Source organism: Xanthobacter sp. NM-25, assembly GCF_022138605.1.
In the GTDB taxonomy this organism is placed as follows: Bacteria; Pseudomonadota; Alphaproteobacteria; order Rhizobiales; family Xanthobacteraceae; genus Xanthobacter.
Window position 1 is genome coordinate 57,976 of sequence record NZ_JACBFS010000009.1, and the last position, 21,513, is coordinate 79,488.

Here is a 21,513-nt window from a genome sequence, read left to right on the forward strand (position 1 = left end):
TTATCGTCTGCGCGCGCGGCGCAGCGCCATGTAGGTGGCGAGCGCCGCCGCCTCCTCCAGGCTGAGTCGCAACCCCAGCTTGGTGCGGCGCCACAACACGTCATCCGCGCTGTGCGCCCATTCCACGTCCATGAGGTAATCCACCTCGCGCTGGCACAAATGGGCGCCGAACCACTCGCCGAGGTCGTCCTCGCCCTTCACCCCGTCCAGCAGGCGCCCGGCCCGGGTGCCGTAGGCTCGCGCGAGGCGACGCAGCAGCGCCGGGTCCAGCTCGGGAAACGTGCGCCGCAGCTCGCCCACCAGGGTGTCGAAGCCCTGGCGGGGAAAGTCCCCGCCCGGCAAGGTGGCGCCCGCCGTCCACGGCGCCGGCGCCGGCCCGCCCGGCAAGTGGGGCAGCAGCTTGGCCAGCGCCGCCTCGGCGAGGCGACGGTAGGTGGTGATCTTGCCGCCGAACACGCTGAGCAGCGGGGGCCCTCCGGCCGGCGCGTCCAGGGTCAGCACATAGTCGCGGGTGGCGTCCTGGGCCCGGCCGGCGCCGTCGTCATAGAGCGCCCGCACGCCGGAATAGCTCCACACCACCGCGTGGGGGGTCACCGGCGCGGCGAAATATTCGCTCGCGGCGGCGCACAGATAGGCGATGTCCTCCGGCGTCGCCGCCACGTCCTCGGGACGCCCCTGATAGTCCCGATCGGTGGTGCCGATGAGGGTGAAATCCCCTTCATAGGGAATGGCGAAGATGATGCGCCCGTCGGCATTCTGGAAGATGTAGCAGCGATCATGGGCATAAAGGCGCGGCACCACGATGTGGCTGCCCTGCACCAGCCGCACATGGGCGCTGGCACGGACCCCCAGGCTGTCCAGCACATCCCCGGCCCAGGGGCCGGCGGCATCCACCAGGCTGCGGGCCGCCACCTCGCTGATGATCCCGTCGTGCTCACACTGGATCAGCCAAAGCCCGTCCGACCGCCGAGCCCCCAGCACGCGGGTGCGCGGGCGGATGCTGGCGCCCCGCTCGGCGGCATCGAGGGCATTGAGCACCACCAGGCGGGCGTCCTCCACCCAGCAGTCGGAATATTCAAAGCCGCGGGTGAACAGCGGCTTCAGCGGCTCGCCCAGGGGATCGCGCCGCAGGTCCACGCTGCGGGTCGGCGGCAGCCGCCGGCGACCGCCCAGATGGTCGTAGATCCACAGCCCCAGACGCAACAGCCAAGCGGGCCGCAGGCCCCGGTGGTGCGGCAGCACGAACCGCAGCGGCCAGATGATGTGGGGCGCCATGCCCCACAGAACCTCGCGCTCCTCCAGCGCCTCGTGCACCAGGCGGAACTCGTAATGCTCCAGATAGCGCAGGCCGCCATGGATGAGCTTGGTGGAGGCGGACGACGTGCCGGAGGCGAAATCGCCCTTCTCGAACAGCACCGCGGAGAGGCCGCGCCCCTGGGCATCGCGGGCGATGCCGGTGCCATTGATGCCGCCGCCGATGACGGCCACGTCGAAGATCTCCGGGCTCCCGGCCATCCCACCTGCTCCGCCTGCGGCCGCGCGAATTCGACCGGTCAGAATCAGCCGAACACCAAGCCTGGAACCATGGCGGCGTTTGATCGCGCGTCAATGACAATCCTGCGCGGCGGCGCCTAACCGGACACCGCTTGCGAAACCGCGAAGGGCAGGCCAGCATGGGGGGAACGAGAGGTTCGCGCCACGTCGAACCCCGCTGAGGACACGTCAAACCCCGCAAGGGTGCAGGCCCATCCCGGACCTGCGCAAGGAGCTGGCCCCAACATGACCCTGACCCGTCGCACCCTGCTGCAGGCGAGCGCTGCTACCGCATTGACCGGAAGCGTCTTCGCCCCCTTCGTCGCCCGCGCGCAGGAGCCGGAATTCGCCTACAAATACGCCAACAACCTGCCCGTGACCCACCCCATGAACATCCGCGCGGCGGAGATGGTGGAGGCCATCAGGAAGGAGACCGACGGCCGCGTGGCCATCAGCGTGTTCCCCTCCAACCAGCTCGGCGGCGACACCGACATGCTGAGCCAGCTGCGCTCCGGGGGCATCGAGTTCTTCACCCTGTCGCCACTCATTCTTTCCACCTTGGTGCCCAACGCCTCCATCAGCGGCATCGGCTTCGCGTTCCCCGATTATGCGGCGGTGTGGAGAGCCATGGACGGCAAGCTCGGCGACTATGTGCGCGGGCAGATCGCCAAGGCCGGCATCATCGCCATGGACAAGATCTGGGACAACGGCTTCCGCCAGATCACCACCTCCACCAAGCCCATAGACACTGCCGCCGACCTCAAGGGCCTGAAGATCCGCGTGCCGGTCTCACCCCTGTGGACCTCCATGTTCAAGGCGTTCGGCTCGGCCCCGGCGAGCCTCAATTTCGCGGAGGTCTATACGGCGCTGCAAACCGGCACGGTGGATGCGCAGGAGAACCCGCTCGCCATCATCTCCACGGCGAAGCTCTATGAGGTGCAGAAATACTGCTCCCTCACCAACCACATGTGGGACGGCTTCTGGTTCCTCGCCAACCGCCGGGCCTTCATGGCCATGCCGGAAAACCTGCGCACCATCGTCGCCAAGCATATCAACGAAGCCGGCATGAAGGAGCGCGCCGACGTGGCCGCGCTCAACACCGAGCTGCAGAAGGATCTCACCGCCAAGGGGCTCGCCTTCAACGCGCCCAAGCCCGAGAGCTTCCGCGCCCAGCTCGGCACCGCCGGCTTCTATGGCGAGTGGAAAGGCAAATATGGCGACGAGGCCTGGTCGATCCTCGAGACCTACACCGGCAAGCTCGGCTGAGCCCGCCGGCCGTGGGGCGCGCGTTGCCGGGCCTCCCGGCAACGTCTAGGCTTTTGGCCATGGATCTGTTCGTCCGGCTGCTCATGCGCATGGCCTATTGGGTGCGGCGCCCACCCTCGCGCACCCATGTGATGATCTTCGCCGGGGTGATTGCCCTCGCCGTGGTGTGTTTCGCGGTGGAAGCCCTGTGGGGCTGGCCCGATTGGCTCACCGCCCATCGGCCGCCGCGCAGCCTGGGCTTTACCCCCATGCAGGGGAAATAGGGCCCGCCCCTTGGCCACCCCTTGCCTTTCGCGCCGCGCTCCTGTAACCAACGCGCCTTCGGACCGGCCGGCGAAAAAGGGCTGCCGTGACGGTCCAGACCGCTCAACAGCAACAAGAGGCTGAGCGTCCTTCGCCCGCAAGGCGTGATGGATCGCGGCCACGGAGAGCCAAATGCCCAAGATGAAGACCAAGTCGGGAGCCAAGAAGCGCTTCCGTCTCACGGGTACGGGTAAGGTCATCGCCGCCCAGGCCGGCAAGCGCCACGGCATGATCAAGCGCACCAACAACCAGATCCGCAATCTGCGCGGCACCACCATCCTGAGCGAGAGTGACGGGCGGGTCATCCGCAAGCACTTCCTGCCCAACGGCTGACGCCAGTCACGATCTGAAGGAGCATACCCATGGCCCGCGTGAAACGTGGCGTTACCGCCCACGCCAAGCACAAGAAGGTCTATAAGGCCGCCAAAGGCTTTTACGGCCGTCGCAAGAATACCATCCGCGCTGCCAAGTCCGCCGTCGAGCGGTCGATGCAGTATGCGTATCGCGATCGCAAGGTGAAGAAGCGGAACTTCCGCGCCCTGTGGATCCAGCGCATCAATGCCGGCGTGCGCGCGCTTGATCTCGACCTGACCTATTCGCGATTTATCGATGGTCTCGGCAAGGCCGGGATCGAGATCGATCGCAAGGTGCTCTCGGATATCGCCATCCACGAGCCCGACGCGTTCAAGGCCCTGGTGGAGCAGGCCAAGGCCGCTCTGGCCTGATCCTTTCGCCTTCCGAGACCTGCGAAAGCCCCGACGGATCACCGTGCGGGGCTTTTGTGCATGGATCGCGGGCGACCGGGCCGCTGCCATCCCGCGCAAGCCGTTTCCCGGGGCGCGGTTCGCCTCTATAAGCGGCGCGACATCCGAATCCGCCCGGCCTTCGCTGCCCCGCGCCGCCGCGACGGTGGATCCCGGAAGCGCCGCGGGACCCGCGCTTTGACGATTTTCATTTCGAGGACCTTCCATGTCCGAATTCGTCCTGACCGATCACCCCGCCCTCGACGCGCTGGAGCGCGACATCGCCAGCGCCATCCTCGGCGCCGATGATGAAGCCGCCCTGGAGCAGGTCCGCATCACCGCGCTGGGCAAGAAGGGCACCGTCTCGGAGCTGCTGAAGTCCCTCGGCGGCATGAGCCCCGATGAGCGCAAGGTGATGGGCCCCGCCATCAACGGCCTGCGCGACCGGGTGCAGGGCCTGCTGGCCGCCCGCAAGGAGACGCTGAAGGCCGCCGCCCTCGAGGCACGCCTCGCCACCGAGCGGGTGGACGTGACGCTGCCCGTGCGCGAGGCGCCGGCGGAGGTGGGCCGGGTGCATCCCATCGCCCAGGTCACCGAGGAACTGGTGGCCATCTTTGCCGACATGGGCTTCTCGGTGGCGGAAGGCCCCGACATCGAGGACGATTTCCACAATTTCACGGCGCTGAACTTCCCGCCCGGCCATCCGGCCCGCGAGATGCACGACACCTTCTTCCTGCCGCCGGACGAGAGCGGCACCCGCAAGGTGCTGCGCACCCACACCTCGCCGGTGCAGGTGCGCACCATGATGTCGAAGGCGCCGCCCATCCGCGTCATCTGCCCCGGGCGCACCTATCGCTGCGACAGCGACCAGACCCACACCCCCATGTTCCATCAGGTGGAGGGGCTGGTGATCGACAAGGGCTCCCACCTCGGCCACCTGAAGTGGATCCTGGAAGAATTCTGCAAGGCCTTCTTCGAGGTGGACGGGGTGAAGATGCGCTTCCGCCCGTCCTTCTTTCCCTTCACCGAGCCCTCCATGGAAGTGGACATCCAGTGCGACCGCTCCCGCCCGGGCGAGATCCGCTTCGGCGAGGGCAACGACTGGCTGGAAATCCTCGGCTGCGGCATGGTGCACCCGAACGTGCTCCGCAACTGCGGCCTCGATCCCGACGTGTACCAGGGCTTTGCCTGGGGCATGGGCATCGACCGCATCGCCATGCTGAAATACGGCATGAGCGACCTACGCGCCTTCTTCGAGGCCGACGTCCGCTGGCTCTCCCACTACGGCTTCCGCCCGCTCGATTTCCCCACCCTCGCCGGTGGCCTGAGCGCGTGAGTGATGGCGATCGCCTTGTCCCCTCTCCAGCCCTCCCCCGCAAGCGGGAAAGGGCGTGACCTAGAGGCTGAGGGAAAAGCCCTCTCCCGCTTGCGGGGGAGGGTTGGGAGGGGGAACGCAGGGTTCGATCCGGAGCGCAGCCCGATGGACGATGCCGAACCTCCCAGATGGCATGTCTCCCGAGGCCAGCGCACCCGGGCAAAGACCCTGCGCGGGAACCAGACCGATGCGGAGCGGAAGCTCTGGGCCGCCCTGCGCGGCCACCGGCTCGAGGGCCTGAGCTTCCGCCGCCAGCATCCCCTCGGTCCCTACGTCGCCGATTTTGCCTGCCTGCCGGCCAAGCTCGTGATCGAGGTGGATGGCGGCCAGCATTACGAAGACGCCGGCCAGTCCCGGGACGCGCGGCGCGATCTGTTCTTCACGGAGCGCGGCTTCACGGTGCTGCGCTTCTCCAATCTCGATGTGCTGCAAAATCTGAGCGGAGTGCTCGAAACGATCAACGCCGCGACGCACCCAGACCTGCTGCCCCCTCCGGACCTGCTGCCCCCTCCCCAGCCCTCCCCCGCAAGCGGGAGAGGGAGTAGCGCGGAGACCAGCGGGAAAGGCTCTCTCCCGCTTGCGGGGGAGGGTCGGGAGGGCGAAAACGCCCCGGACGCGCCTCTGGCGGATCAGGATAAGGACGATATCCGATGAAATTCACCTATTCCTGGCTCCAGGAGCATCTGGAACCCACCGCTTCGTTCGAGGAGATCGTCGAGCGGCTGTCCCTCATCGGCCTGGAGGTCGAGGGGGTGGAGGACAAGGCCAAGGATCTGTCCGCCTTCGTGGTGGGCGAGATTCTCACCGCCGCCAAGCATCCCAATGCGGACAAGCTGCAGGTGTGCTCGGTCTCCATCGGCGCGGGTGAGCCGATCCAGGTGGTGTGCGGGGCGCCCAATGCGCGCGCCGGGCTCAAGACCGTGTTCGCGGCGCCGGGCGTCACCATTCCGGCCAGCGGCACCGTGCTCAAGGTGGGCAAGATCCGCGACGTGGAAAGCCGCGGCATGCTGTGCTCGGCCCGCGAGCTGGGTCTGTCCGAAGAGCATGACGGCATCATGGAGCTGCCCGCCGATGCCCCCGCCGGCGCCAAGTTCGCCGAGGTGATCGGCCTTGACGATCCGGTGGTGGAAATCGCCGTCACCCCCAACCGGGCCGATTGCCTGGGCGTGTCCGGTGTCGCCCGCGATCTCGCTGCCGCCGGCCTCGGCGAATTGATGAACCCGCGCATCAAGCCGGTGGACGGGGCCTTCCCCTCGCCCGTCACCGCCCGGCTCGACTTCGGCGACACGCCCGCGCTCTGCCCGGCCTTTGCCCTCAGGGTGATCCGCGGCGTGAAGAACGGCCCCTCGCCCCAGTGGATGCAGGACAAGCTGCGCGCCATCGGCCTGCGCCCCATCAACGCGCTGGTGGACGTCACCAATTTCATGACGTTCGACCGCAATCGCCCGCTCCACGTGTTCGACGCCAAGAAGGTGTCGGGCGATCTGGTGGTGCGGCGGGCCCGGCCCGGCGAGACCCTGCTGGCGCTGGACGGCAAGACCTACACCCTCGACGAGACCATGTGCGTCATTGCCGACGAGAAGGGCGTGGAGAGCCTCGCCGGCGTCATGGGCGGCGAGGAATCGGGCTGCGACGAGGCCACCACCGACGTGGTGATCGAATCGGCCCTGTGGGAGCCCATCAACATCGCCCAGACCGGCCGCAAGCTGGGGCTGAATTCCGATGCGCGCTTCCGGTTCGAGCGCGGCATCGACCCCGCCTTCACCCTGCCGGGCCTCGATCTCGCCACCCACCTCATCCTCGACATCTGCGGCGGCGAGCCGTCGGAGGTGGTGCTGGCCGGCGCCGTTCCCGACACCACCCGCACCATCGCCTTCCCCCTCACCGAGGTGAAGCGGCTCACCGGGCTCGAAGCCTCGGAAACCGAGATGCGCGAAGTGCTGACCGCCCTCGGCTTCACCGTCTCCGGCACCGCGCCGGTGCTGGACGTGGTGCCGCCCTCCTGGCGCGGCGACATCGAGGGCAAGGCGGATCTGGTGGAAGAGGTGGTGCGCATCCTCGGCCTGGAGCGCGTGCCCTCCACCGAGCTGCCGCGCAGCGATGATGCGCGGAAGCCGATCCTCACCGCCCTGCAGCGGCGCAGCCGCAAGGCGCGCCGGGCGCTGGCCGCCCGCGGCCTGGTGGAGGCGGTGACCTGGTCGTTCGTCTCCCATCGGGAGGCCGAGCTGTTCGGCGGCGGCGCCCCGGCGCTGGCGCTCTCCAACCCCATCGCCGCCGAGCTTTCGGACATGCGGCCGAGCCTGCTGCCCGGCCTTATCCGCGCCGCCAAGGCCAATGCCGACCGGGGTTTCCCGGATGCCGCTTTGTTCGAGGTGGGCCAGACCTTCGCCGGCGACAGGCCGCAGGACCAGCACCAGATCGCCGCCGGCGTGCGCCACGGCACCGCCAAGCCGTTCGGCTCTGGCCGCCACTGGTCGGGCGCCGCCGGCAGCGTCGACGTGTTCGATGCCAAGGCCGATGCCGTGGCGGCGCTCGCCGCCTGCAACGCCCCGGTGGCGAACCTGCAGGTCACCGCCGATGCGCCGTCCTGGTATCACCCCGGCCGCTCGGGCACCCTGCGGCTCGGCTCCAATGCCATGGCCCATTTCGGCGAGCTTCATCCCGCCGTGCTGGAAGCGCTCGACGTGGACGGGCCGCTGGTGGGCTTCGAGATCGTGCTCGACAAGATCCCCGAGCCCAAGGCCAAGCCCACCAAGGTGAAGCCGCAGATCGACCTGTCCGCCTTCCATCCGGTGCAGCGCGACTTCGCCTTCCTGGTGGGGCGCCAGGTGCCGGCGGCGGACATCCTCAAGGCCGCCCAGGGGGTGGACAAGAAGCTGGTCACCGCTGTGGGCGTGTTCGACGTCTATGAGGGCAAGGGCATCGACCCCGACAAGAAGTCGGTGGCGGTGGAAGTCACCCTGCAGCCGCGCGAGCGCACCTTGACCGACAAGGAAATCGAAGAGGTGGCGGCCAAGATCGTCGCCGAAGTGACCAAGAAGACCGGCGCCACCCTGCGCGCCTGAGTTGAACGCCCGGCGCCCCGCGCGCCGGGCGCCTCACGGAAGGAGGCGGGACCGGGGTACAGCAGGCCGCCGGGCCGGCATTTACCATGTCGGCCGCAAGCCCTGCCGCACGGGCATTGATCCCGTCCCTGCCGTGATTTGCGGTTCTTTCCGTCACAATTTTCGTGCTATCTCGCCGCCCCAGACCCGACCGTACAACCAGACGGCGCAGGGCCACCTTGCCCTGCCGCGTGGAGAAGCGTCGATGTTTCCTGTTCCCAAGCCCGTCCTGACGCCCAACACCTACGCCTATGAATCCGAGCCCATGGTGAAGCCGACGGGGTTCCGGGAATATGACGCCCGCTGGCTGTTCCAGAAGGAAATCAACCTGATGGGCATCCAGGCCCTGGGCATGGGCCTGGGCACGCTGATGCACGAGATGGGCGTCCGGCCCGAGATCGTCACCGGCCACGACTTCCGCTCCTATTCCTCCTCCATCAAGCTGGCGCTGGTCACCGGGCTGATGTCGGCGGGCATCAAGGTGCACGACATCGGCCTTGCCATGTCGCCCATGGCCTATTTCGCCCAGTTCGCCCTCGATGTGCCGGCGGTGGCCATGGTGACCGCCTCCCACAACGACAATGGCTGGACCGGCGTGAAGATGGGCGTGAACCGCCCGCTCACCTTCGGCCCCGACGAGATGACCCGGCTGAAGGAGATCGTGCTCTCGGCCAAGTTCGATGCCCGCGGCGGCGGCGCCTATCATTTCGTCGAGAATTTCCCGGAGGTCTATATCAAGGACCTCACCGAGCGGCCCAAGCTCTCCCGCAAGCTGAAGGTGGTGGTGGCCTGCGGCAACGGCACCGCCGGTGCCTTCGCCCCGCGCATCATCGAGGCGCTGGGGGCCGAGGTGATCCCGCTCGATTGCGAGCTCGACCACTCCTTCCCCAAATACAATCCCAATCCCGAAGACCTGGAGATGCTCCACGCCATGCGCGACGCCGTGCTGGAGCACAAGGCGGACCTGGCGCTGGGCTTCGACGGCGACGGCGACCGCTGCGGCGTGGTGGACAATACGGGCGAGGAGATCTTTGCCGACAAGATGGGCGTGCTGCTCGCCCGCGACCTTGCCAAGCTCCACCCCGGCGCCACCTTCGTGGTGGATGTGAAGTCCACGGGCCTGTTCGCCACCGATCCCGAGCTGATCAAGCTCGGCGTGAAGGCGGATTACTGGAAGACCGGCCATTCCTATATGAAGCGCCGGGTGAACGAGAGCGGCGCCCTGGTGGGCTTCGAGAAGAGCGGCCACTATTTCTTCAATAAGCCGGTGGGCCGCGGCTATGATGACGGCCTCGTCTCCGCCATCGCCGTGCTGGACATGCTGGACCGCGCCCCCGGCAAGAGCCTTGCCGAGCTGCGCGAGAGCCTGCCCAAGACCTGGTCCTCGCCCACCATGTCGCCCCATTGCGCGGACGAGGCCAAGTACGGCATCGTCGATGCGGTGGTGAAGCACTATCAGGATCTGGAGGCCAAGGGCGCCCTGGTGACCGGCCAGAAGATCCGCGATCTCGTCACCGTCAACGGCGTGCGCGTCACCTGCGAGGATGGCTCCTGGGGCCTCGTGCGCGCCTCCTCCAACAAGCCCGAGCTGGTGGTGGTGGTGGAAAGCCCCGTCTCCGAAGCCCGCATGCGCGACATGTTCGCGGAAGTCGACGGCGTGCTGCGCACCCATCCGGAAGTGGGCGAATACAACCAGAAGATCTGAGCCTCACCACGACAGAACAGACGACGGGGACCGGCATGCCGGTCCCCGTTTCGTTTCAGGTTGGGTCAGACGAGGCCATCCACCACGCCGCCGTCCACCCGCAGGGCCGCACCGGTGGTGGCAGAGGCGAGCTTGGAACAGACGTAGACGACCATGTTCGCCACCTCTTCCGGCGTCGCCGCGCGCTGGATGATGGAGGTTGGTCGCGCCGCGCGCGTGAAGGCATCCACCGCATCCTTGAGCGCGACGCCCTGCTTCTCCGCCTCCGCCCGCACCATGTCCGCCACCCCTTCGGTGAAGGTGGGGCCAGGCAGCACGGAATTCACCGTCACGCCGGTGCCGGCCATGCGCTTGGCCAGCCCGTGGGCGATCGAGATGGCCGCGGTCTTGGAGAAGCCATAGGGGATCATGTCGGCCGGAATGGCCACGCCCGATTCCGAGGAGAGGAACACCACCCGCCCCCAGCCCTTGGCCGCCATGCCCGGCAGATAAGCGCGCGCGAGCCGCACGCCGGACATGACGTTGATATCGAAGTAGCGCTGCCACACCTCATCGCCCGCCTCGAAGAAATCGTCGGGCGTGTAGATGCCGACATTGTTGACCAGAATGTCCGCCTGCGGCACCGCCTTCACCAGCGTCGCGCACCCCTCGGCGGTTCCCAGATCAGCCACGACACCGCGCACCGCGCCATCCCCCTTGAGCGCCTCCACCGCGGCGGCCACCGCCTCGGCCTTGCGGCCGTTCACCACCACCTCGGCGCCCGCCGCCGCCAGCCCCTTGGCGATGGCGAAGCCGATGCCAAGGGTGGAGCCGGTGACGATGGCACGCTTGCCCGTCAGATCGATCTTCATGAAATCACTCCTTTCAGCGCGGGGCCGGACGTCACGCCCGGCCCGCGAGGGATGCGCACCGCGAGCCCCAAGGCTGCGGTGCGCGGCATGCGAGACGATCGCGTCTCGCTCAGGCCTGCTCCGACGCGCAGGCCGCAACCGGACCGCCACGGACCTCCCGCCGCTCGGACAGATAGGCGGTGGCCACCGCGCCCAGCGGCACCAACCCCGCCACCAGCGGCACCGCCCACAAGCCGGGGCCGGCGTCGATCACCCAGCCCCCCAGCGCCGCGCCGATGGCGTTGCCGAGGTTAAAGGCGGCGATGTTGAAGGAGGACGCGAGGCTCTGCCCCGCCCCCTTGGCCTTGCCGAGCACCCACATCTGCAGCGGCGCCACCGTGGCGAAGCCCACCGCGCCGAGCAGACCCACCGCCGCCACCGCGGTCCAGCGGCTGGCCAGCGCCGGCGCCAGCGCCATCAGCACCACCGCCAGCAGCACGAGGGAGCCATAGACCGTGGGCACCAGCCAACGGTCGGCGAGGCGCCCGCCCAGCAGATTGCCCACCACCAGCCCCGCGCCGAACACCAGCAGGATGGGCGAGACCGCGCCTTCGGGAAAGCCGGTGATGCGGGTGAGCATGGGGGCGATATAGGTGAAGGCGGCGAACACCCCCACCCAGCTCAAAACCGTGGTGGCAAGGCCATAGAGCAGCGCCGGCCGGCGCAGCACCATCAGATCCTCGCTGAGGCGGGTGACGGTGCCGGCGCCATGGTCCTTCGGCACCAGCACGGCGATGATGGCGAAGGCCGCGACGCCCACGCCGGTGACCGCCAGGAAGGTGGAGCGCCAGCCCGCCAGCTGGCCGAGCCAGGTGCCGAACGGCACCCCCAGGATGTTGGCGACGGTCAGCCCGGTGAACATGAGGGCGATGGCCGACGCCTTCTTGTTGGCGGGCACCAGATCGGTGGCCACCACCGAGCCGACGCCGAAGAAGGTGGCATGGGCGAAGGCGGTGAGCACCCGCGCCGCCATCAGCCAGCCATAGCTGGGCGCCAAGGCGCAGGCGAGATTGCCGAGGGTGAACACGGCCATGAGGCCGAGCAGCACCGTCTTGCGCGGCCAGCGGGCGGTGAGCGCGGTAAGCAGCGGTGCCCCCACCACCACGCCGAGGGCATAGCCGGAGATGAGCAGGCCCGCCGCCGAGATGGACACGCCGAGATCGGCGCTCACCTCCAGCAACAGGCCCATGATGACGAATTCGGTGACGCCGATGCCGAATGCGCCGGCAGCGAGCGCATAGAGTGCGACAGGCATATGCGGTGCGCTCCAAGAGGAGCCCGGCGTCATGCCGGGCGGATGCAGCGCAACATGGACCCGCACGCGCTCATGAACTAGCGTGCCTCGGGTCAAAGCATTCATGAATTGCCATCACAAATAAGCCGAGGCGCCATGGCCCCCTACACCGCCCAGAACACCGCCCGCGACGTCAACCGCTTCGCCGAGATGGAGGTGTTCAGCCGGGTGGTGGAGCGCGGCGGCTTTTCCGCTGCCGCCCGGGCCTGCGGCCTTACCCCCTCGGCGGTGAGCAAATTGGTGGCGCGGCTGGAGCGCCGGCTGGGGGTGCGGCTTCTGGTGCGCACCACCCGCAAGCTGCAGCTGACGCCGGAGGGCGTGGCCTTTTACGAGCGTGCCGCCCGCATCCTCGACGAGGTCGCCACCGCCGAGCAGGAGGCCGCCGCCGGCGCCGCCCCGCGCGGCCGGCTGCGGGTGAACGCCTCGGTCAATTTCGCCATGACCCATCTGCTGCCGCTGGTGCCGCGCTTTCTCGATGCCCACCCGCAGATGAGCATCGAGGTGACCGTCACCGACCGGGTGGTCGACTTGCTGGAGGAACGGGCCGACGTCGCCATTCGCGTCGGCCCCATGCGCGATTCGCAGCTGGTCGCCCGCAAGATCGCCAAGAGCGGCGCCGTGGTGGTGGGGGCCCCCGCCTATCTCGCCCGTGCCGGCACCCCGCGCACGCCGGAGGACCTCGCCCATCACAACATGCTCGGCTTCACCTTCACCCGCATTCTGGAAGGCTGGCCGTTCCTGGATGGGCGCGGCGGCATCGTTTCGGTGCCGCCGCGCGGCAATGCCCAGGTCAGCGACGGCGCGGCCATGCACACCCTCGCCCTCGCCGGCCTCGGCCTTGCCCGACTGGCGGAATTCCAGGTCCGCGCCGATATGGCCGCCGGCCGCCTGGTGCCGGTGCTGGAAGACCTCAACCCCGGTGACGCGGTGGATGTCCACGCGGTCTATGTGGGCGGCGCCGGCCCCCTGTCCGCCCGCATCCGCGCCTTCGTGGATTTCCTGGTGGCGCACACCCGACTATGAGCGCCCATGCGGAGACAGAGCATTAACCGTCTCCCCAGGCCGTCCACAGGGGCGGTATTTCGGTAGCCCATCTTTACCTCCGCGCAACGGGCCCCCTCTAGCCTTCGATCCGCGGCGCCATCGGCATCGCCATGGGACTCACTGTCAGACTCACTGCCGTGATGGCCCGTGTGGAACGACGGGGCTGCGTATCGCCCTGGTAACGCCCCTATGGGAAAGCGTCAGATGAAGCTCATGTTGTCCCGCTTCATTCGCGAGGAGCACGGCTCCACCGCCCTGGAGTATGGCCTCATCGCCGCCGGGCTCTCCATTGCCATCGTCACCGTGCTGGCGCAGATCGCCACCACCTTCGCCCGCCTGAAGGCGACCGCCGCGGCCGCCAGCAACTGAGGTTTCAGGAGCCGCCCTTGGGAGCCGTCATGGATCGGGTACACACCTTCGCTCTGCTGCTCGAAGTCCTGCGCACCGGCCTTTATCCGGCGCTGCTGTGCCTCGCCATCGGCACCGATCTCGCCCGGCGCATCATTCCCAACCTCCTGGTGCTTGCGCTCATCGCCGGCTTCGCTCTGGTGGCGGTGCTCACCCCCTTGACCGACGTTTCCCTGCGGCTGATGGCGGCCGGGGCGGTGACCGCCGCCGGCTTCGTGCTGTTTTCCCACGATCTCATCGGCGCCGGCGATGCCAAGCTCGCCGGGGCGCTCGCCCTGTGGCTGGATCCCGCCCAGGTGCCGGCCTTCGTCATCATCTGCAGCCTCATCGGCGCCCTGCTGACCCTGGCGGTCACCCTGAAGACCCACGGCCGGCTGCTGCCGCGGGCGCGGGCCCTCGTCGCCCGGACCGGGGAAACCATTCCCTATGGGGTCGCCCTGGCCGGCGCCGGGCTGCTGCTGCACCCCTATTCCAGCGTCATGCTCGCCAGCTGAGGGCCTGCAGCCCCACGCGCGGCAGCTTTGCGCGCGTTGAGGCTTCGCCCTCCACCCCGCGCCGTGCTACCCCCACGGTGAGGAGTTCATCATGCCGGATTGCTTCGCCCCCGTTTCCACGCCCAGCCTGCCCGTGTGGTGCGTCCGCGCCGCCGACATCACCGCCTCTGCTTTGCCTGAAGCCGCGCGCGCCTTCGCCGCCGCCGCCGGCTTCAAGGGCGAGGCCGGCAAGCTGCTGCTGGTGCCCGCCGCCGACGGCGGCCTCGCCGGCGCCCTGTTCGGCGTCGCCCCGCCCGAGAAGGCCGCCCCCTTCGCCCTCGGTGCCCTCGCCACCCTGCTGCCACCCGGCACCTGGCGGCTGGAGGGCGAAGCCGGCGACCGGCGCCTCGCGGCCCTCGCCTTCGCCCTCGGCACCTACCGGTTCTCCCGCTATCGCAGCGCCCCCGCCCGCGACGTGCGCCTGGTGGTGCCGGAGGGGGTGGACGCGGCGGCGCTGGCCCGCGCGGCAGAAGCCATCACCCTCACGCGCGACCTGGTGAACACCCCCGCCAACGACCTCGGCCCGGCCGAGCTGGAAGACGCCGCCCGCACGCTCGCCGCCCGCCACGGCGCGCGCTTCCGCAGCATCGTCGGTGACGCGCTGCTGGAGGAGAACTTCCCGCTCATCCATGCGGTGGGCCGCGCCGCCGACCGCGCCCCGCGCCTGCTGGAGATCACCGCCGGCGATCCGGACGCCCCCAAGGTGACCCTGGTCGGCAAGGGCGTGTGCTTCGACACCGGCGGGCTCGATCTCAAGCCCTCCTCGGCCATGCTGCTGATGAAGAAGGACATGGGCGGCGCCGCCAATGCGCTGGGCCTTGCCCATCTGCTGCTCGCCCGCGGCGCCAAGGTGCGGCTGAAGGTGCTCATTCCCGCCGTGGAGAATTCCGTTTCCGGCGCGGCCTTCCGCCCCGGTGACATCATCACCAGCCGCAAGGGCCTTTCCGTGGAGATCGGCAACACGGACGCCGAAGGCCGGCTGGTGCTGGCCGATGCCCTCGCACTGGCGGACGAGGACGCGCCCGACGTGCTGATCGACTTCGCCACCCTCACCGGCGCCGCCCGCGTCGCCCTCGGCCCCCAGCTCCCCGCCGCCTTCACCGACGACGACGCCTTCGCCGCCGAGCTCGCCGCCACCGCGGCACGCGAGGCCGATCCCCTGTGGCGCCTGCCGTTGTGGCGGCCTTACGCTGCGATGCTCGATTCGAAGATCGCCGACACCAACAACGTCTCTTCCGGCGCCTTCGCCGGGGCCATCACCGCGGCGTTGTTCCTCGACAAGTTCGTGAGCGCCGCCAAGACCTGGCTGCATCTCGACCTGTTCGCCTGGAACCCCGCCGCCCGCCCCGGCCGGCCGGAGGGCGGTGAGGCGCAGACCATCCGCGCCCTCGACGCCCTGCTGGCGGCCCGCTACGGCTGACATCATGAGCCTTCCGAGCGGTCTCGACCCGCGCCTCACCCCCGCCCGCTCCGACCTTGCCGCCGCCTCTCTCAAAGGCGTCGTCGAGGCCCCGCGCTATGTGGAAGGCGAAGTGCGCCAGGTGGCGGAGCCGGTGGCGCCGGTGCGCCGCCGCCCCGCCGGCGACGCACCCCTCGACACCGAGGCGCTGTTCGGCGAGCGCGTCACCGTCTATGCGGACGATGGCGAGGGCTGGGCCTTCGTCCAGCTCGCCGCCGACGGCTATGTGGGTTACATGCCCAGCGACGCCCTGCGGCCGCTGGCCGGCGCCCCCACGCACAAGGTGGCGGCGCCCCGCACCTTCCTGTTCCCCGGCCCCGACATCAAGCTGCCGCCACGCGCCGCCCTGTGCTTCGGCAGCCCGGTGCATGTGCGCGAGATGCGCGGCGCGTTCGCGCTGACCACCGACGGCGCCCTGTTCGCCCGCCACCTCGCCCCCCTGGATCAGGTGGAGGGCGATATGGTGGACGTAGCCACGCGCTTTCTGGGCGTGCCCTATCTGTGGGGCGGCCGCTCGGCCCTCGGGCTCGACTGTTCCGGCCTGGTGCAGACGGCGCTGGCCGCCTGTGGCATCGCCGCCCCGCGCGACAGCGACATGCAGGAGCGCGCGCTGGGCACGGCGCTCGCCCTCGACACGCCGCTGCAGCGTGGCGACCTGCTGTTCTGGCCGGGCCATGTGGCGCTGGTGGAAACGCCGGAGCTGCTGCTGCATGCCAACGCCTTTCACATGATGGTGGCGCGCGAGCCGCTACGCCCGGCGCTGGAGCGCATCGCCGCGAGCGCGCCGCTGCGCACCCTGCGCCGCCTCGACCCCAAGGAGATCCGCGCGTGAGCGACAGCCCCCATCATCTGTCCGAGGTGCGTGCCGCCATCGCCAAGGCCTGCCGCGAGGCGGGCCGCACGCCCGAGAGCGTGACCCTGGTGGCGGTCTCCAAGACCTTCGACGCCGACGCCGTGCGCCCGGTGCTGGAAGCCGGCCAGCGGGTGTTCGGCGAGAACCGGGTTCAGGAAACCCAGCACAAATGGCCGCAGTTGCGCGCCGATTTCCCCGATACCCGGGTGCATCTCATCGGCCCCCTGCAATCCAACAAGGTGCGCGAGGCGGTGGCCCTGTGCGATGCCATCCACACCGTGGATCGCCCGAAGATCGCCGCCGCCATCGCCGCCGAGCTCAAGCACACGGGCAAGAGCCTCGAATTGTTCGTGCAGGTGAACACCGGCAGCGAGCCGCAGAAGGCCGGCGTACTGCCGGAGGATGCCGACGCCTTCATCGAGGACTGCCGGACCGTGCATGGACTGACGCTGACCGGACTGATGTGCATCCCCCCCGTGGAGGCGGTGCCCGACCCGCATTTCGCGTTGCTGGCGGAGATCGCCGCCCGCAACGGCCTCACCGGCCTGTCCATGGGCATGAGCGGCGATTTCGCCGCCGCCATCCGCCAGGGGGCCACCCATGTGCGCGTGGGCAGCGCCATCTTCGGCCACCGCCCGCCCCTGCCCGCGACCGCGGGCTGATGCCCTGTTGAGAACTTCGCTTTTCCCCACAAGGCGCTTGCGCTCCCCCCGGATCACCGCTATGAGAAGCGCCTTCCCGCAACGCTCCCATCGTCTAGCGGTCTAGGACGTCGCCCTCTCACGGCGAAAACAGGGGTTCGAGTCCCCTTGGGAGCGCCATTCTTTTCGAGACCTTAGCCCCGCCCTTCGCGGGGCTTTTGTGTTTTTGGCGGTCGGGGCCTGTGCCTTGGCGGCTTCAGAGATACGCTGTCATGTCTGAACCCGCATCCTCGGGATAGACGCGCGCCCAGAGCCGCAGGCTTGCCGTACCGCTTCGTCCCATTAATACAACCCGGGATTGCTGCCCGACCCTCCAGCCATCTGCGTCACCGGATGGCCCTGGTCGGAGATCTGAAAGACCGCGTCGCGCTTGAGATCCTCGGCGGCGTTCGCTTTGCCCATCGGAGCCGCCCTGCCTCCGATTGAGGGAGACGGCGTCCAGGGTTCCAAAGGCGCTTCAAGCACGCGCCCCTGCAGCGAGCGGGGCGCCTTCGGCTGGAGGAACTGTTTAGTCGACCACCACGGCCCGTGGGTTGAGGCGGATACGTCGGCTGTGCGAGGCGCGGCTCTGCAATGTCTGCTGGGCCTTCAGGCGCGCGACGAACACGTCCGCGGCCCGCTGGATGTGCTCTCTGCCCAGCCGCTCCGCCTTCTCCCCGTCGCCGGCGACCACCGCGGCCATGATCGCGGAGTGCTCGTCCCAGATGTTGCTGGGCATGCCGACGTCCTCTCGCAGGACTTCGCCCATCACCCGGCGGAGCGCCGGCCAGTGCGGCGCCGTCGTCTCGTTGAGGAGGGGATTGCCGGAGATCTCACCGAGAAAGGCGTGGAAGGCAATGTCGGCCTCGATCTGCTGGTCGAGCGAGCCGCTCTTCACCGCCTCCAGTCCCATCTCGATGTAACGGGCGCCTTCCGCCCGCGCCCGTGCGCTGCCGTTGCGCGCGGCGAGGCTGGCGGCGAGGCCTTCGACGACCGCGCGGATTTGATAGAGGTTGCGGATGAAGTCCACGTCCAGCGGCGCGACGATCAGACCCCGGCCCTCCGCATCCCGCACCAGCCCGCGGCTGCGCAGCAGCAGCAGCGCCTGCTGCACCGGCTGGCGCGACACTCCATAGGCCCGCGCCAACTCGTCCTGGATCAGGCGCGAATTGGACGGGAGATCCCCCCGAACGATCTCCGCGGTGATGGCCTCGACCACCTGATCGACAAGGCTGGGCTGGCTGGCAAGCGCGCGCATGGATCCTCTCTCTGAGCCGCCAATATACCCCCTGCCGACCCCGCCTGGATAGGGCTTGCATTTGATTTATGAATTCGTATTCTGAATTCGAATTCAGACCGGACGCAAAGTCCGGCACGCCTGCCCCTCGGGAGAAACGCCAAATGACCACCTTCAATCGACGCTCGTTCCTTCACTTCACCGCCGCCTGCGGCGCGGCCATGGGCGGCGTCTCGCTCGCGGCCCCCGCCGTGTTCGCCAAGCCCGAGCCGCTGAAGCTCAAGTTCGGCAACGACCTGCCGGACAGCCATTCCGTGAACGTGCGCCTGCGCGAGGCCATCGCCGCCATCACCGCGGAAACCAATGGGGCGCTCGAGATCTCGCTGTTTCCCAACAACCAGTTGGGCAGCGATCCGGACATGATGAGCCAGCTGCGGTCCGGCGCCCTCGAACTCGCGACCATGCCCGGCACGGTGCTCTCCACCATCCTGCCGATCACCGCCCTGACAGGCGTGGGCTTTGCCTTCACCAGCTATGACAAGGTGTGGGCCGCCATGGACGGGGCGGTGGGGGACCTCATCCGCTCCAACCTGGTGAAGGCCAACCTCATCGGCTTCGACAAGGTATGGGACAACGGCTTCCGCCAGATCACCAGCTCCACCCGGCCGATCCGAGAGCCGGGCGATCTCGCCGGCTTTAAGATCCGCGTGCCGCTGGTGCCGCTGTGGGTCTCCATGTTCTCGGCCTTCGGCGCGGCGCCGGTGTCGATCCCCCTCGCCGAAGCCTATTCCGCGCTGCAAACGAAGATCGCCGATGGCCAGGAAAACCCGCTGGCCCTGATCTACACCGCCAAGTTCTTCGAGGTGCAGAAATACTGCTCGCTCACCAATCATGCGTGGGACGGCTTCTGGCTGCTCGCCAGCGGCAGGATCTGGAAGAGTGTTCCAGATGACATGAAGCAGGTGATGGCCAAGCACTTCAACGCCGCCGCCATCCAGCAGCGAGCGGATAGCGTGAAGGCCAGCCAGACCCTGCAGGCCGATCTCGAGGCCAAGGGTCTCGTCTTCAACACCACCAATGCCGAAGTCTTCCAGCAGGCGCTCGCAAAGACGTCGTTCTACAAGGAGGCGCGCGCGAAATTCGGCGATGAGGCCTGGAATCTGCTTCAGAAGTTCGCTGGCCCCGTCGGCTGAGCGGGAGGCCAACGTGCAACTGGAGATGGGCATCGCCCCCGCACCGGTCGTCGCGACGACCGGAATTCCGGCGCGCATCGGCGCCGCCATCCGCCACATCACGGGGGCCGCGGTTGCGGCTCTCGTCTTGGCCGAAATCCTCGTTCTTTTCGCCGGCGTCCTGGCGCGCTACGTGTTCCACACGCCACTGATCTGGTCGGACGAGCTGGCCAGCATCCTGTTTCTATGGCTCGCCATGCTCGGGGCCGTCGTCGCATTCGAACGCGGCGAGCACATGAGGATGAGCGCGTTCGTGGGCGGTCTGCGCCCGCCGTTCCGTGGCTTCTTCGACGTGCTGGCCATCGCGGTGCCGCTTCTTTTCCTCTCGCTCGCCCTCGGCGCAGCCTACGAGTTCGCGGTGGACGAGATCATCGTCTCGACCCCCGCCCTCGACATCTCCGTCGGCTGGCGGGTGGCGGCGCTGCCCGTGGGGTTCGCCCTCATGCTGGTTCTGGCGGTGCTGCGCCTCGTCGAGCGGACGGACTGGCGGGTGACCCTTGCCGCGGTGGCGCTCGTGGTGGTGGTGGCAGCGGCCTTCACCGCGCTGCGCCCGGTCTTCGCAGGGCTCGGCAACCTCAACCTGTTCATCTTCTTCGTCGGGCTGGTGGCGGCGATGGTTCTTTCGGGCATCCCCATCGCCTTCGCCTTCGCCACGGCGACCTTCGGCTACATCGCGCTCACCACCCGCTTGCCGCATTCCGTGGTCATCGGACGCATGGACGAGGGCATGAGCCACTTCGTCCTGCTCTCGGTGCCGCTGTTTGTCTTCCTCGGCGTGCTCATCGAGATGACCGGCATGGCGCGCGCCATGCTGGCGTTCCTCGCCAGCCTCCTCGGCCATGTGCGCGGCGGCCTGCAATATGTGCTCGTCGGGGCGATGTATCTCGTCTCCGGCATCTCCGGCTCGAAAGCGGCGGACATGGCAGCCATCGCCCCCGTGCTGCTGCCCGAGATGGAGAAGCGCGGGGCGGATCGTGGCGAGCTGCTGGCCCTGCTCGCCGCCACCGGTGCGCAGACCGAGACCATTCCCCCCTCCCTGGTGCTGATCACCATCGGCTCCGTCACCGGCGTTTCCATCGCCGCGCTGTTCGCCGGCGGCCTCATGCCGGCGGTGGTGGTGGGCGCGCTGCTGTGCGTCGTGGTCTGGCTGCGCAGCCGCAAGGACGACCTCTCCGGCGTGCGCCGCGCGAGCCTGCGCGAGATCATGACGGCTCTCGTGGTGGCGCTTCCGGCCATCGCGCTGCCGTTCATCATCCGCGCGGCGGTGATCGAAGGCGTCGCCACGGCCACGGAGGTGTCCACCATCGGCATCGCCTATGCGGTTCTGGCCGGGCTCCTCATCTATCGCCGGTTCGACTGGCGGCGGCTCTATCCCATGCTGGTGGATACGGCGGCCTTGTCCGGCGCGATCCTGCTCATCATCGGCGCGGCGACGGGCATGGCCTGGGCGCTGACACAATCCGGCTTTTCAGCCGCGCTGGCCCACATGATGACCCACCTGCCGGGCGGCGCCGTGGCTTTCATGCTGGTGTCCCTCATCGCCTTCATCGTGCTCGGCAGCCTGCTGGAAGGCATCCCGGCCATCGTGCTGTTCGGCCCGCTGTTGTTTCCCATCGCGCGGGAGGTGGGGGTGAATGAGGTGCACTACGCCATGGTGGTGATCCTCGCCATGGGCATCGGCCTGTTCGCGCCACCCTTCGGCGTCGGCTACTACGCGGCCTCCGCCATCAGCCGCATCCGGCCGGACGAGGGCATGCGGCCCATGATCGGGTACATCGCGGCACTCTTCATCGGCACCCTCATCGTCGCCGCGGTGCCGTGGATCTCGACCGGCTTCATCCGTTGATCGAGCGG

20 protein-coding genes and 1 tRNA gene are annotated in these 21,513 nt (G+C 68.6%); 17 read left to right on the forward strand and 4 right to left on the reverse strand.

Annotated elements, in window-relative coordinates:
* Positions 1–1,515 (reverse strand): glycerol-3-phosphate dehydrogenase, encoded by a 1,515-nt coding sequence (gene glpD / locus MEU52_RS20445; protein WP_238123642.1) that lies wholly within the window; start codon positions 1,513–1,515, stop codon positions 1–3.
* 264 nt (positions 1,516–1,779) lie between these two features.
* Here glpD and MEU52_RS20450 point away from each other — a divergent pair, with 264 nt between their 5' ends.
* The 8 genes from MEU52_RS20450 (at position 1,780) to MEU52_RS20485 (ending at position 10,029) form a co-directional block, all read left to right on the forward strand.
* The gene (locus MEU52_RS20450) at positions 1,780–2,799 is read left to right on the forward strand and encodes a TRAP transporter substrate-binding protein (RefSeq protein ID WP_238123643.1); all 1,020 of its coding nucleotides are present in this window, start codon (positions 1,780–1,782) and stop codon (positions 2,797–2,799) included.
* Between the two features lie 59 nt (positions 2,800–2,858).
* Positions 2,859–3,062, forward strand: coding sequence for a hypothetical protein (locus MEU52_RS20455; protein ID WP_238123644.1), 204 nt, complete (start codon positions 2,859–2,861; stop codon positions 3,060–3,062).
* 172 nt (positions 3,063–3,234) lie between these two features.
* Complete coding sequence (rpmI, locus tag MEU52_RS20460) at positions 3,235–3,435, forward strand: 50S ribosomal protein L35 (RefSeq protein WP_237346208.1); 201 nt, start codon at positions 3,235–3,237, stop codon at positions 3,433–3,435.
* 29 nt (positions 3,436–3,464) lie between these two features.
* Positions 3,465–3,827 (forward strand): 50S ribosomal protein L20, encoded by a 363-nt coding sequence (gene rplT / locus MEU52_RS20465; protein ID WP_238123645.1) that lies wholly within the window; start codon positions 3,465–3,467, stop codon positions 3,825–3,827.
* A gap of 244 nt (positions 3,828–4,071) precedes the next feature.
* Complete coding sequence (gene pheS, locus MEU52_RS20470) at positions 4,072–5,181, forward strand: phenylalanine--tRNA ligase subunit alpha (RefSeq protein ID WP_443267866.1); 1,110 nt, start codon at positions 4,072–4,074, stop codon at positions 5,179–5,181.
* Between the two features lie 144 nt (positions 5,182–5,325).
* Positions 5,326–5,874 (forward strand): endonuclease domain-containing protein, encoded by a 549-nt coding sequence (locus tag MEU52_RS20475; protein WP_238123646.1) that lies wholly within the window; start codon positions 5,326–5,328, stop codon positions 5,872–5,874.
* Positions 5,871–8,285 (forward strand): phenylalanine--tRNA ligase subunit beta, encoded by a 2,415-nt coding sequence (pheT, locus tag MEU52_RS20480; RefSeq protein ID WP_238123647.1) that lies wholly within the window; start codon positions 5,871–5,873, stop codon positions 8,283–8,285. Before MEU52_RS20475 ends, pheT begins: the two co-directional genes overlap by 4 nt.
* Positions 8,286–8,529: 244 nt before the next feature.
* A complete protein-coding gene (locus MEU52_RS20485) occupies positions 8,530–10,029 on the forward strand; it encodes a phosphomannomutase/phosphoglucomutase (protein ID WP_238123648.1) in 1,500 nt (499 codons plus the stop codon).
* A 65-nt stretch (positions 10,030–10,094) separates the two neighbouring features.
* Here the strand turns inward: MEU52_RS20485 and MEU52_RS20490 are convergent, their stop codons facing one another.
* Together MEU52_RS20490 and MEU52_RS20495 are read right to left on the reverse strand one after the other, a co-directional pair.
* Positions 10,095–10,880 (reverse strand): SDR family NAD(P)-dependent oxidoreductase, encoded by a 786-nt coding sequence (locus tag MEU52_RS20490; RefSeq protein ID WP_238123649.1) that lies wholly within the window; start codon positions 10,878–10,880, stop codon positions 10,095–10,097.
* A gap of 109 nt (positions 10,881–10,989) precedes the next feature.
* Entirely contained in the window at positions 10,990–12,174 is a 1,185-nt protein-coding gene (locus tag MEU52_RS20495; protein WP_238123650.1) for an MFS transporter, read from the reverse strand.
* Between the two features lie 135 nt (positions 12,175–12,309).
* On the opposite strand from MEU52_RS20495, the gene MEU52_RS20500 reads away from it, so the two are divergent.
* The 7 genes from MEU52_RS20500 to MEU52_RS20530 all read left to right on the forward strand — a co-directional run bounded on the left by MEU52_RS20500 (position 12,310) and on the right by MEU52_RS20530 (position 17,331).
* A complete protein-coding gene (locus MEU52_RS20500; RefSeq protein ID WP_238123651.1) occupies positions 12,310–13,236 on the forward strand; it encodes a LysR family transcriptional regulator in 927 nt (308 codons plus the stop codon).
* 225 nt (positions 13,237–13,461) lie between these two features.
* Positions 13,462–13,626 (forward strand): Flp family type IVb pilin, encoded by a 165-nt coding sequence (locus MEU52_RS20505; RefSeq protein ID WP_238123652.1) that lies wholly within the window; start codon positions 13,462–13,464, stop codon positions 13,624–13,626.
* A 29-nt stretch (positions 13,627–13,655) separates the two neighbouring features.
* Positions 13,656–14,159: an A24 family peptidase gene (locus tag MEU52_RS20510; protein WP_238123653.1), complete on the forward strand. Its 504-nt coding sequence runs from the start codon at positions 13,656–13,658 to the stop codon at positions 14,157–14,159.
* Positions 14,160–14,247: 88 nt separating this feature from the next.
* Entirely contained in the window at positions 14,248–15,618 is a 1,371-nt protein-coding gene (locus tag MEU52_RS20515; protein ID WP_443267907.1) for a leucyl aminopeptidase family protein, read from the forward strand.
* Positions 15,619–15,622: 4 nt separating this feature from the next.
* Positions 15,623–16,489, forward strand: coding sequence for a C40 family peptidase (locus MEU52_RS20520; RefSeq protein ID WP_238123655.1), 867 nt, complete (start codon positions 15,623–15,625; stop codon positions 16,487–16,489).
* Positions 16,486–17,172: a YggS family pyridoxal phosphate-dependent enzyme gene (locus MEU52_RS20525; RefSeq protein WP_238123656.1), complete on the forward strand. Its 687-nt coding sequence runs from the start codon at positions 16,486–16,488 to the stop codon at positions 17,170–17,172. Before MEU52_RS20520 ends, MEU52_RS20525 begins: the two co-directional genes overlap by 4 nt.
* Positions 17,173–17,255: 83 nt before the next feature.
* A tRNA-Glu gene (locus MEU52_RS20530) sits at positions 17,256–17,331 on the forward strand.
* Between the two features lie 388 nt (positions 17,332–17,719).
* Here the strand turns inward: MEU52_RS20530 and MEU52_RS20535 are convergent.
* Positions 17,720–18,448 carry a GntR family transcriptional regulator gene (locus tag MEU52_RS20535; protein ID WP_238123657.1) on the reverse strand — a complete coding sequence of 243 codons (729 nt, stop codon included), beginning with the start codon at positions 18,446–18,448 and terminating at the stop codon, positions 17,720–17,722.
* A gap of 143 nt (positions 18,449–18,591) precedes the next feature.
* Here MEU52_RS20535 and MEU52_RS20540 point away from each other — a divergent pair, with 143 nt between their 5' ends.
* Positions 18,592–19,620: a TRAP transporter substrate-binding protein gene (locus tag MEU52_RS20540; RefSeq protein ID WP_238123658.1), complete on the forward strand. Its 1,029-nt coding sequence runs from the start codon at positions 18,592–18,594 to the stop codon at positions 19,618–19,620.
* Between the two features lie 25 nt (positions 19,621–19,645).
* Positions 19,646–21,505 (forward strand): TRAP transporter large permease, encoded by a 1,860-nt coding sequence (locus MEU52_RS20545; RefSeq protein WP_273546402.1) that lies wholly within the window; start codon positions 19,646–19,648, stop codon positions 21,503–21,505.
* Positions 21,506–21,513: the final 8 nt, after the last annotated feature.

What these genes read in the sequence shown, in the direction of transcription:
- glpD (WP_238123642.1), bottom strand. Translation starts at nt 1,515, where the DNA reads ATGGCCGGGAGCCCGGAGATCTTCGACGTGGCCGTCATCGGCGGCGGC.
- MEU52_RS20450 (WP_238123643.1), top strand. Translation starts at nt 1,780, where the DNA reads ATGACCCTGACCCGTCGCACCCTGCTGCAGGCGAGCGCTGCTACCGCA.
- MEU52_RS20455 (WP_238123644.1), top strand. Translation starts at nt 2,859, where the DNA reads ATGGATCTGTTCGTCCGGCTGCTCATGCGCATGGCCTATTGGGTGCGG.
- rpmI (WP_237346208.1), top strand. Translation starts at nt 3,235, where the DNA reads ATGCCCAAGATGAAGACCAAGTCGGGAGCCAAGAAGCGCTTCCGTCTC.
- rplT (WP_238123645.1), top strand. Translation starts at nt 3,465, where the DNA reads ATGGCCCGCGTGAAACGTGGCGTTACCGCCCACGCCAAGCACAAGAAG.
- pheS (WP_443267866.1), top strand. Translation starts at nt 4,072, where the DNA reads ATGTCCGAATTCGTCCTGACCGATCACCCCGCCCTCGACGCGCTGGAG.
- MEU52_RS20475 (WP_238123646.1), top strand. Translation starts at nt 5,326, where the DNA reads ATGGACGATGCCGAACCTCCCAGATGGCATGTCTCCCGAGGCCAGCGC.
- pheT (WP_238123647.1), top strand. Translation starts at nt 5,871, where the DNA reads ATGAAATTCACCTATTCCTGGCTCCAGGAGCATCTGGAACCCACCGCT.
- MEU52_RS20485 (WP_238123648.1), top strand. Translation starts at nt 8,530, where the DNA reads ATGTTTCCTGTTCCCAAGCCCGTCCTGACGCCCAACACCTACGCCTAT.
- MEU52_RS20490 (WP_238123649.1), bottom strand. Translation starts at nt 10,880, where the DNA reads ATGAAGATCGATCTGACGGGCAAGCGTGCCATCGTCACCGGCTCCACC.
- MEU52_RS20495 (WP_238123650.1), bottom strand. Translation starts at nt 12,174, where the DNA reads ATGCCTGTCGCACTCTATGCGCTCGCTGCCGGCGCATTCGGCATCGGC.
- MEU52_RS20500 (WP_238123651.1), top strand. Translation starts at nt 12,310, where the DNA reads ATGGCCCCCTACACCGCCCAGAACACCGCCCGCGACGTCAACCGCTTC.
- MEU52_RS20505 (WP_238123652.1), top strand. Translation starts at nt 13,462, where the DNA reads ATGAAGCTCATGTTGTCCCGCTTCATTCGCGAGGAGCACGGCTCCACC.
- MEU52_RS20510 (WP_238123653.1), top strand. Translation starts at nt 13,656, where the DNA reads ATGGATCGGGTACACACCTTCGCTCTGCTGCTCGAAGTCCTGCGCACC.
- MEU52_RS20520 (WP_238123655.1), top strand. Translation starts at nt 15,623, where the DNA reads ATGAGCCTTCCGAGCGGTCTCGACCCGCGCCTCACCCCCGCCCGCTCC.
- MEU52_RS20535 (WP_238123657.1), bottom strand. Translation starts at nt 18,448, where the DNA reads ATGCGCGCGCTTGCCAGCCAGCCCAGCCTTGTCGATCAGGTGGTCGAG.
- MEU52_RS20540 (WP_238123658.1), top strand. Translation starts at nt 18,592, where the DNA reads ATGACCACCTTCAATCGACGCTCGTTCCTTCACTTCACCGCCGCCTGC.
- MEU52_RS20545 (WP_273546402.1), top strand. Translation starts at nt 19,646, where the DNA reads ATGGGCATCGCCCCCGCACCGGTCGTCGCGACGACCGGAATTCCGGCG.